The organism is Desulfocicer niacini (genome assembly GCF_054657595.1).
Map to the genome: position 1 here is coordinate 1 of NZ_BAAHYK010000013.1, position 11,550 is coordinate 11,550.

3 protein-coding genes are annotated in these 11,550 nt (G+C 51.1%); all 3 read right to left on the bottom strand.

Translation table 11 applies throughout. The annotated features are described in order from the left end of the window. Positions 1–315 precede the first annotated feature (315 nt). The 3 genes from ACYQ2M_RS08595 to xerD all read right to left on the bottom strand — a co-directional run bounded on the left by ACYQ2M_RS08595 (position 316) and on the right by xerD (position 11,550). Positions 316–8,391: an SDR family NAD(P)-dependent oxidoreductase gene (locus ACYQ2M_RS08595; protein WP_459915924.1), complete on the bottom strand. Its 8,076-nt coding sequence runs from the start codon at positions 8,389–8,391 to the stop codon at positions 316–318. A 136-nt stretch (positions 8,392–8,527) separates the two neighbouring features. After that, positions 8,528–10,192: a PfaD family polyunsaturated fatty acid/polyketide biosynthesis protein gene (locus tag ACYQ2M_RS08600; RefSeq protein WP_459915925.1), complete on the bottom strand. Its 1,665-nt coding sequence runs from the start codon at positions 10,190–10,192 to the stop codon at positions 8,528–8,530. 464 nt (positions 10,193–10,656) lie between these two features. Beyond that, a complete protein-coding gene (xerD, locus tag ACYQ2M_RS08605; protein ID WP_459915926.1) occupies positions 10,657–11,550 on the bottom strand; it encodes a site-specific tyrosine recombinase XerD in 894 nt (297 codons plus the stop codon).

Below are 11,550 nucleotides of genomic sequence, written 5' to 3' on the forward strand. Positions count from 1 at the left end.
ATAAAGGCCCTGACCATTTTTAAATAATGGTCAGGGCCTTTTTTGTTTTTATAAATGATAATGACAAATTTTTCCCAGATAGTTTTTAACCTGAATTGTTTTTGGGGATCGGGATTTGACATAGTCCGGTAACAGCGGAAGCTTGCCTCCACCCATGGCAAGTCCTCAATAATCCGGGGTTATATAAGGGCTGCTTAGCCTTTAAATCCGAGTCGACTTATTGATAACTTACCACCGCCGCGGACAATTGGTTTACAACCGACTCTGTAGCTGCTGTCACGGCCTTCGCTGGGATAAAAACCTATGATTGAATGCTTATCTGGGTTCAAGGCAGATCATAAAATCTTCCATTTGATAAATACACAGCCCATCGGCAAGAAGTATGCCGTCCGCCTTGACGGTCATGGTTTCTTTATTGGCATCTTTAATATGAACCTGAAGTTCAATCTGCTTGCCCGCCGTGGTGATTTGACCTCGGTATATCCATTTGTGGGTGTGTGGGGGCATGCTTACCTGGTATTTTTGGGGATCGAATTTCCATGTTTTAAAGGCAAAATACTGCATGGTTTGTAAAAAGGATTCCACGCCCAAAGAGCCTGGACAAACCGGGTCCTGGTAAAAATGTGCCTTGAAAAACCACTCCTGTGGGTCCACAATTTTGCCGGCCCTGATATATCCTTTTTTATATTTCCCCCCCCTGGGGAGGAAGATATCCACCGAATCAATCATTCTTAGCGCTTTTGCAGGCATTTCATCCGGAGAATCCACGTTGGTATCCTCAGGTGTTAACGGAGCTGAATCTTTGAAGCGTTGCAAAAATATAGATTTCTTCTGCTCATCGGTCAATTGAAGGACCAGGGCAGAGTTCTTGATGCCGGTTTGATTGGAAAGGGATGACCGGGTGAAAAAACCAAAGTTGGTGTGTCCCTGGTAGAGCATTGTCCCTTTGTTGAGCACCTCCAGATCAAAGTCCTGGATGATCAGTCCTCCGGCTTTGGACACACCGGTGAGACGGCTTCGCATGGTCAAAGTTCCCATGGTACGATGCACCGAAGAGAGCAGTTTACCCTCCCCCCCCAAATTTCTGAAATAGAGCCTGTCTTGGCTGTGCAGGGCAGAACCGGCATAGGCAGCAAGCCATCCGCAGGGTTGCAGTGCGATTTCAAGGAGAATACAAAAAGGCAGGGTTTCTGATCTGGCTGCCTTGAAATACCAGCCATCGTCGGGCATATCAAATTCTGCCTCAATCCATCCCCCCGGTTCCATGTGCCAGGCTGGATGCTCGGTCTTTATCACCCGGTCCATGAAAAAATAAGGGGGGCCCGGCAGCCGGGCAATTTCCCGGTCTTTATCAAAAATTCGGTATGATTTGCCAAAAGCCTTTGACGGATCACCCACGGCAAAGGCCAGGATTTTTTCCCTGGAAAACAAAGGTTTATCCATGGCAATGGGCATATCCGTTCCCATTATTTTTACAATGGAAGATGTTTTCCGGCAATTGCCCTGGGACACAGTGTTCTGTGTTGATTGTTGCCCAGGCTTTTTCTTATCCATGGCTTCCCCGGGAGAAGATAAAACAGATGGTAATTTTTTATTCTTGAATTTGTCCACCAGAGTGGGGTCCATCACCGCTTCAAATCCAGTGATACTGGCAAGCACCTTGCCCTGTTCATCAATAAAGGTGAAATAGCCCTTGATATTGTGGGCGGTTTGCTCATTCACCGTCAGGAGAATGGTGACATCGCCATGGTGCTCCATTATGTTCTGGTAAATTCGTATATTGGCGACGTAGGTGGGAAGGCAGACCATGCCAAGGGTTTCATGGCACCAGATGATGGCCGCCTGGAAAGCAGAATCCATGATCAGAGGATCCAGTATCCATTTCTTCCGGTGTGGGGAGGCCATCCATGCCCCGGGGGCCGGTGCATGGGTTGCCACAACTTCAATGCCCATGGCGGAACATCCCACAATGGTTTTGATGCCATGAAGATCCCGCCCGTGGAACAGAATATCATCATATACCTTGTCCACGGACAGAGCACTTGGTGGCAGGCTTATTTGCCGGGATTTATCCAGAACCGGGGCAGAGGGCAGCTGACTGTCCAGCAAGATAGTTCCATTGACGTGCATGGTGGTGGTTTTTGTGGAGATAATTTCGCCTTGTACCATGAAGCCCACAGCCCTGGGGCTGCATTTTCCCACCTTAATATCAACAGCTTCTTCCTTTTCCCCCGGTTTTATCCCTTTGAGTACCCGGACTCCATCCATTCCCGTACATACAAGCCCGGGGTGGGAATGGATGGCTGCATGGGCCAGCCACTCCATCATCAAGGCAAAGGGTACCACCGGTTCCCCTGCAATGGTGTGGGAAGCCAGTACCGGGCAGGATTGAAGGCCTGTCATCTGGGTCATTACCGTTGTTTTTAAAGATGTTGAAAGGATGTTTTTTCCCTTTATCGGAACAGGTGAATGGTTTATACTGCAAGATTTATTATCGTTTTTGTTTCCAGGATCGGGGGATGGCTCCCGGGAGATAAGCCCACCCACAACCACCTCAACAGGCCCGGGATTCTCCGAGGTCATTTCCTGCACCAGCATTTGCGCTCCGGTTTTCAAGTCTATCAGGGGAATTCCCCTTTTGTGGAATTCTTTTTTAAGTGAAGTTGTGACCATGCCTCCTTCCCAGGGCCCCCAGTTCATGGAGAGTATTTTACAGCTGGTGTGACGCCTTGCAAGGCCCTGGGCTGTTTTATTTAAAATCTCATTGGCCATGGCATAGTCCACCTGGCCAGCGTTACCGGCCCGGGCTGCCACAGAAGAAAAGAGAACTAAAAATTTAAGTTTGTCCAGAGGGCAGGCTGCCAGAAGATTAGAGAGTCCCTTGACCTTGGTTTCAAATACTTGTTCAAATTGTTCAGGGGTTTTATCCTGAATAAAGCGGTCCGCCACCACACCGGCCCCGTGGATAATTCCGGTGATGGTCCCGTGTTCTGTTTTTATCTCCTGGATGAGCCTCTTGATTTTTTCTGTATTTCGTATATCCACGGAAGTATACTGAACCCTGGCTCCGGCAGCTTCCATAAGATCGATATTGTTATTCATCTCCCGGTTGGCTGATAATTGGCGAAAAGCTTTTTCCAGCACTGCAGGGGTGGGACGTTGATCTTTAAAATGGTGGGTGAGCATGGCTTTTTTTATCTCCCCTTCATTGGAAAGGGGCTGCAGCCATTGGGGTTCTGCGCTGGGGGGTGCAGAACGACCTGCAAGTATGATGGTGGGGGAAAAACAGGTGGCAAGTTCAATGGCACATTGGGCCGTTACCCCCCTGGCTCCGCCGGTGATGAGAAAAACATCCTTTTCGGTCACGTTGGTAGCCCCTGGAATTGCTGATGCCTCAATGCTTTGGGGCACGACAACTCCCTGGGGGTTGATTCCCATTTCAACGGGACCATGGGCGGTCATGAGCCCAACCATAAGGTCGGCATGGGAGATGGCAAAGGCAGGATCTTCGGGTAGATCAAAGGCCGTGCAGTTAACCTTGTCCCATTCCAGATCTGCAGTTTTTGAAAGTCCTGCAAGGCCTCCGCACAGGGGGTGATTAAAAGGGCTTGATCCAAATCCCAAACTTCCATCCATAAAGGAGATGGTGGTGAAAAAAGCATGCTCTTCAGCGGCAGAGCTGCTAAGGGTTGCACCGCTTTTTCTGGCCAGAAGAAAAGCTTTTTTTAGAAAATCGGCACAATCCATTTCTGATTTGCCGGGGATCAGCACAAGGCCGGCCATGTCACTGATGTCTTCTTGTTCCAGCAGGGCATCCACGGACAGACATTTTGTCTGTACCGATTTTTTTTCCAGGGCATTTTTCAAATGTAGGGCAATGCCCTGGTCATCCTGGGTCAAATAAATTTTCTGGCCTGTTTTAAGAGCAATTTCCCCCTTGATGGCGGTGTCAATGTCATCCTGGGGGAGATATTTAAGCGATATGATCTGTCTTAGGGCTTTTTTTTTTAGCCCCGTTTCCCGGGGGGAATCGGATGTTTCAGATTGATTTTTAACCGCTGTTGTCATGGAGTAAGGTGATTCCGGTCCAGGTTGCGGTGCCATTGCGCTGCCTTTTGCCACGGCAACCGGTGATAATGTTGTGGCAATCTGCTCCAGGGTTTTTAGTCCTGCCATTTCATCGGGGGAGATGGTTGCCATTTCAGGAAGGGACTCCTCCAGCCTGGATAGTATCTCCACCCGTTTGATGGAATCAATGCCAAGATCGGATTCAAGATCCATGGTCGGTTCCAGCATTTCCACGGGAAAACCTGTCAGTTCACTGATGGTTTTCATCACCACATCCATGACGGGTAAGGCCGGGATTTTTTCCCCGGAGGATTTCTCCGGTGCCCCGCCATTGAGGGGGATCATGGGCCGGGATGCCTGAACCGGGGTGTGGTTATCTTCCGGTGCAATGGCATCCATGACATCTTTCAATGTTTTCAAGGTTCCCATGTTGTCCGGGGAGAGACTGTCTGCCTGGGGAAGCATTTTTTCCAGTTCAGACATGATTTCCACCCGTTTGATGGAGTCGATGCCAAGATCGGATTCCATGTCCATATCCATGTCCAGCATCTCTTCGGGAAATCCGGTGAGACGGCTGACACAGGCCATGATCAGTGCTGGTATATTTTGTTGATCTTTCCTGGATGTCTGTTCTTTTGTCAGGGGAAGTATTTCCCCGGCCAGGGCCGTGGATGTACTCTCTTCTGGCATCCGTGGTGTACTGGAGTGGGCAGCCACAGCTTCTGAAGAAACCGGTTTTTCATGAATGTAAGGTATCGTTGCCTGGCGGGGTTGACCCTGAACCCCATGGCCATTATTTCCAGATCCATTATCCCGGGGGGAGTAGATGTCTGTATTTGTAACTTGTGCGACATCCCATTGTCGGGGTATGGCAGCAGGTGGCTGGGGGATATGGCCCACCATGGATGGCTGTTCAGGCTGGGCTTGGGAATGGTGACCCGGGGGGTGTTGAGAATAATGGGGCAATGATCCCGCCGTAACAGTGGTCACGGTGTCGGCAAACATTCGTGTTTGCTGCATCATATTCTGGAGTGCCTGGCTTGCTGCCGTCTGGGTGTCCAGAAATTTCTCATGTGCCCGGGCAGTGCCTGCCTGGAGCTCCTGCATGGATTCAAGCCCCTTATGGACCAGTTGCATGGCATGGTAGGCCATGGATGTTTGTGAATTGTGGGAGTCAGATGAGGGAAAATGATTCCCATTGTCGGGGGAGTGCATATCAGCTCCTTTGGCCCCCGTCCCGGTTAATGGTTGGGGACGGCAAGGTGTAGTTCTCCCTTCATTCCGGCATGGATTGCCAGGGGTGGAAGATTTTTTCTCCAGGGCCGGGGAATTGGGTGTTGTTAATGATGGTGTCTGGAAAGCGGGCATCCGTTGGGGTGCTGCATCCCCGGGGGAGGACAGGGGATTGTTCCCGGTATCCATGGCAGAAATTTTGGTTGATTCCTTTGTTGCGGGGTCTATTTCCATGAGGGGCGATGGGGGAATTTCGGTGAAGGGAGCAGGCTGCACATTGGCACCTGAGATGGGGATTCTCATTATTTTCTTTTCCGGTTTTAATCCCTTTTCTTCCCATTTATCCAGTTGAACACCATAGCCCGCCGCTGCAAGGGAGCAAAGTACACCGGCAAGATCTGCAATGCCCTGTTTTTTTCCATAGGAGGCATCCAGGGCAAGGCACTTATGGGGATGCCCCTGGATAATATTACGGGTGAGGCCTGAAAGAACGGTTTTGGGTCCCACTTCAATAAAGGTGGTGATGCCGTTTTCCACCATGCCCCGGATATTTTCCATAAAATGGACAGGGTTCAGAAGTTGTCTGCCTAAGAGGTTCCGGGCCTTGTCAGATTCTCTGGGATACACATCACCGGTGGTGTTGGAAAAAACCGGGATTGATCCTGGGTTGAAATTAATCGATGCCAGAAATTTTTCAAAGGGTCGGGCCGCATGGTCCACCAGGTGGCTGTGAAATGCTGCTGCCACGGGAAGTTTTACGCATCGCATTTTTTTTGCCCTGCATGCCCTGGATGCTCGCTTGATTTCTTCTGAGCTGCCGGACAATACTCCCTGGTCAGGGCTGTTTCTGTTGGCCAGAATCAGATCCAGTTTTTCATCCAGGATAAGGGATTCTATGTCATCCAATGGGGCTTTAATCGCCAGCATACTGCCGCAGTCTTCACTGTTTTTGGCATTTTTTGCCATATATTTTCCCCGGGCCACGGCCAGGTTGAGAAAATCCTCTGGGGTAAGCCATTTCGAGGCACAAAGGGCAGATAATTCGCCAAAACTGTGGCCGCAACTGGCATCAGGTTTAATGCCAAAGTGCTCCAGTACCCGTGTCATGGCAAGGCTTACACCACCGATGGCTGGTTGTGCAATGTCTGTGCGGCGAAGCATTTCCTCCGAGGTTGCTCTGTCCCGGACGTGGGGTGGCGGGGCAAAAACAAAGTCGCTGAGACGGTGTTCAGCTTTGTTTTCCTTGGCAAAAAGGGTGTCTGCGGTTTTTAACGCCTCCATGGCCTGGGGAAATAGGGCGCAAAGATCCCGGCCCATGCCCACATACTGACTTCCCTGTCCGGGGAATAGAAATCCAAGCTTTTTTCCTTGCCAGGGATTGCATCCAAAGAAAATATCATCTTTTTCCCAGTCAGCCGTGTGATTTTGTGTTAATTGCTTCATGGCCTGTTTGATTTTTTCACGGGGATCATGGGATTCTTTTAAAATCAGCACAAGGCGAAGTGGTGCAAGGCAGGAAAAGTGTTGGCGCATGTGGGCGGTTTCCCATGCCATGATCTGTGAACGTTCTCCAATATCCCATTTATCATAATCGGTCAGAGTTTCCAGAAATTTTGACATGTCGGCCTGGAGGGTTACCATGTCGTTGCCGCAAAAAGTGGCCAGTTGGATGGAACCATCCCATGAAATATGCTTCTTTTCAGGGGTATATTCCTCCAGAACCGCATGGAAATTGCTGCCACCAAACCCAAAGGCACTGACCCCGCATCGCCGGGGGCGGCCGTTCATGGGAATCCATGGTTTTGATTGGTCATTGAGATAAAAACCCGAGGCATTGAGATTTAAGTCAGGATCAGGTTCCCCGGCTTTGAGGGTGGGGGGAATTACCTTGTGGTGAAGGCTTAACACTGCCTTGATCATGCCTGCCACCCCGGCGGCGGCCTTGGTGTGGCCGATCATGGATTTAACGGTGCCAAGGGCACAATGGGGAAGGCCATCTGTGGTGTCCATGAGTTGTTTCAAGGCAGTGAGCTCAATTTTATCCCCCACCCGGGTTCCGGTGCCGTGGGCCTCGATGAGTTCCATGGAGTCAGGGGAAATGCCCGCCTCTTTATAAGCAGCATTAAGTGCCCGTAATTGTCCCGGGGCATGGGGGGCATAAATGCCGCCGGTTTTACCGTCACTGGAGGTACCAATGGATTTTAATACCGCATAGATCCGGTCTTTGTCCCGTTCTGCATCTTTCAGACGCTTTAACACCAGCATGCCTATCCCTTCACCAAGTACCGTGCCGTCGGCATCCTTGGAAAATGGCCTGGCATCGCTGGTATGGGAGAGTACGCCGGTTTTGGAAAAGCACATATGCATGAATATATCATTGAGGGTATCTACCCCCCCTGTGAGGGAGATATCGCACTTACCGGTCTGAAGCTCCATGCAGGCCGTGTGGATTGCCCCCATGGAGCTTGCGCATGCTGCATCCACAACGGTGTTGGTGCCCCCCAGGTCCAGGCGGTTGGCAATGCGGCCAGCCACCACATTGCCGAGAAGGCCGGGGAAGGAATTTTCCTGCCATTGTGCGTGGCCACCGGAGATACGTTCCAGGATTTCCCGGGACTTTTCCGGAGGAACCCCGGAATCCTTTAATGCTTTTTTCCAGATGGGATGGCTGAGCCGTGCCCCCAGTGGGATGACCAGTTCCTGGGTACCGGTGACCCCCAGAATGACATTGACGCGATGACGATCAAAATTAACGCCCCTGCCAAGACCTGCGTCCTGCATGGCCATGTCCGCCACCATGAGTCCCAGCAGCTGGGAGGTGTCTGTGGCTTCAAGATTGTTGGGGGGCATGCCGTATCGTGTCGGGTCAAAGGATACCGCAGGGATAAACCCTCCCCGGCTGCAATAGGTGTGATCAGGGGTGGCCGGGTCTTCATTGAAATAATCTTTAAGTTTCCAGTGGGTCTTTTCCGGAATCGAGGTAATGGCATCTTCTCCGTTAAACAGTAGTCGCCAATATTGTTTTAAACCGCCTGCTCCTGGAAAAATACAGCCCATGCCGATGATGGCCACCGCATTATTATTTTGCAAAATCCCTCCCTTTGACATAGGTGGATGTTTTTACTTGTCTCTATAAAAAAACTTATGGTTTCTCCTGCCGTATCACGGGAAACATAACTGTTTATGAGTGCTTTTGGCAGAAATGGGGATGATTTTCACAAAAATTTTACATTGGATGGATAATTGACATGAGGCTGGATCTATCCATGGGTTGAAACCGGGCGACATCAATGGGTACATCGCTGCACTGGCTTGAAAGCCATGCGGCCCGGGTACAGATGCAGGCCCCAGCAAGCAGGTTAAGGGCAATGTCCGCCACATATCGATTTTCATGATTTTCCAGAAAGCTGCCCTTTGCCCACTGGTTAAATGCTCCCATGGCCGGACCGCACCAGATCTGGTAGTCCATTCTTCGCTGGGCATCTCCGTTGATGGCCCACCGGGAGGCCTGCCCCAGGTAAGACCGAAATACCAGGGCCATTTTGTATCGGGGATCTTGTTCGGCCCGTTGTACTTCCTGGATATTTCTGTGCAGGAAAAATTCCCGGGTGCTCTGCCAGGTATCCTCAAAGCTTGCCTTGAGGATTTTTTCTTCCACTTCCTGTTGCAGGGCAGGCGGTACCGCATCAAAAGAATCACATGTCTTGTAAATGGAATATAATTTTTCCGCCCGGACGGAAAACATGGTTCCCCGTTTGAGCACCTGAACCCGGGCACCGATTTCAAACATGTCCGCCGCCGGAGCCATGGCCACATCTGCCTGCTCTGCCCGGGCCAGAAGTATCTTAACCTCGGGAGATGTGCCGGATTCCCGGCACGACTGGTTGACGGACCCGGTGAGGATATAGGCGGCCCCCATCTGGAATGCCGCTGCTGCGGACTCGGGGGTGGAAATACCCCCGGCAAACCCCACACACAGGGGTTCCGGGTATTGAAATTTTTGATTGAATTCATCTCTCAGTGAAATCATGGTGGGGAAAAGGGAAATGGCCGGTCTATTGTCGGTGTGTCCCCCGGAATCGGCTTCTGCTGTGAGATCCTGGGCCATGGGGATCTCCTGGGACAGGTCTGCCTCTTCCGGTGTTATCAGCCCCATTTGCAGCAACTCCCGGACCATCTTTTCCGGGGGAGGCGAGAAAAATTGCCGGGCCACTTCAATGCGGGACACTTTGGCAATGATCTGGTTGGGGGTATGGATGGTGCCGGAAATGTCCCGGTGAAGGCCCTTGAGGCGATAATAAACCAGGGGCAGGGTGATGCGCATGAAGGCGGCGGCGCTGATGCGTTGGACATGGTGATTTAAATAAAGATTCACAGTGGCCATCTCCATCTCCGGGTCCCCGTGGGAGTGGATGAGATTGCAGCCAAAGGAAAGATCACCAAGGGAAGCGTTCATGTGCTGAACCGCATCTTCCACCCGTGCAAGCGACAGCCCCCCGGCTCCGAAAAAGCCCATCATGCCCTGCCGGCCCATGGCTTCCACCATCTCAACGGAGGTGATGCCGTTGGCCATGGCACCAGCGATGTAAGGATATCGAAGGGCATGGCGCTGTTTAAATCCATGATCCCCCAGCTGTTCCAGCGTAAGGGGCGAGGCCGATGCCTTTATGGGAAATCCATGGGGATGTTCGCCTGCATATCCATCCGGGGAAATCCTTTCTTTAAGAACGGCCACACCGCCCCGGGCGCCCCCGGGTATGCCGTCCATGTCAACAATATAGATGGGGTGGTGAAGGGCCGTCAGTGCTTGTCTGATACCCTGGGCGCCTTTTACCGGGGCGTTTTGTCCAGGGGTCCACCATCCCCGAAAATCAGGAGTTTCATATGTCATGGCTCATCTCTCTTATTGCCTTGATTTTCGCACTTTTAGCTGTTCGTGAAAAAGGCGAAAGGATGTAGGCATATTTTATATGTTTATATGAAAATACCGACAGCAGGGCCCCCAACGGTCATCCGCTTCGGCACGATCGGAGCTAAAGGCGAACAGCCTTTTTGCCCTGCCGATTGTAACGAAGCGCAGACTGTTTGAGGACAATCCAGCCCTAAAGTTTCTGCGCTTTAGTCCGGCAGGCCAAAAGGGCCACCGATGGTCCCGAGCCGGACCGGATGACCTTTGGGGGCGGCATAATGCTATTTTCATTATTCGTTGTGTCGGTTGACCGACATGACTGTTATTTAAAAATTTGTTAAATAGCATGATTGGTGGTGTTAATCAATTGGGGTTTGACCATACTATCGGCCAGTCGACATCATTGGTGGAGCAATGGGGTCTGGAATTCCACTTATTAAAGAATTTTAGCCCCGGGGATGATATTTTTGGTGCATTTCAGTGAGGTAGGTACTTGACACATGGGTATAGATCTGGGTGGTGGAGATGTCTGAATGGCCAAGCATGGTCTGAACGGATCTAAGATCCGCCCCGCCCTCCAGCAGATGGGTGGCAAAGGCATGGCGGAAGGTGTGGGGGTAGACATTAGAAGGAATTCCGGCCATGTGGGCATACTTTTTAATGATTTTCCAGAATCCCTGCCGGGTCATGGGTTTTCCGGCCCGGGCCACAAAAAGATAGCGACTGGTCAGATTTTTTAATAATTGGGGCCGTCCCCGTTCCAGCCACTCCTGGGTTCTTTCCCGGGCATGAGAGCCTATGGGTACCATCCGTTCTCTGGACCCTTTCCCAAACACCTTCACAAAACAGGCGTTGAAATTAATGTCCTGGACTTTCATGTTGATAAGTTCAGATACCCGGAGGCCCGCCCCGTAAAGAATTTCCAGCATGGCGGCATTGCGTAGCTCCCGGGGTTTTTTAAGGTCCGGCAGTTCAAGCAGGGTCTTTACCTGGGCAAATCCCAGGATATCAGGAAGGTGTCTGCCTGTTTTGGGGATGTTCATGGCATCGGTGGGATTGACGGTGATGCGGTTTTCCTGGATGAGAAACTTGAAAAATCCCCGCACAGATATGAGGTGCCGAGCCCGGGAGGGAGCTGACAACCCGGTTTTTTTAAGATCCACGATCCAGGCCAGAAGCACTGTGGTGTCAATGCCCTGGACAGTGGTGATATGATTTTCGGCAAGGAACCGGGTGAACCGGGCCAGGTCTGCCCCATAGGATTCCAGGGTGTTTTCAGCAAGTCCCCTTTCCAGGGAAAGATGCTCAAGATAATAGTCCAGGGTCAGGTCAATGTTCAA

What these genes read in the sequence shown, in the direction of transcription:
- ACYQ2M_RS08600 (WP_459915925.1), bottom strand. Translation starts at nt 10,192, where the DNA reads ATGACATATGAAACTCCTGATTTTCGGGGATGGTGGACCCCTGGACAA.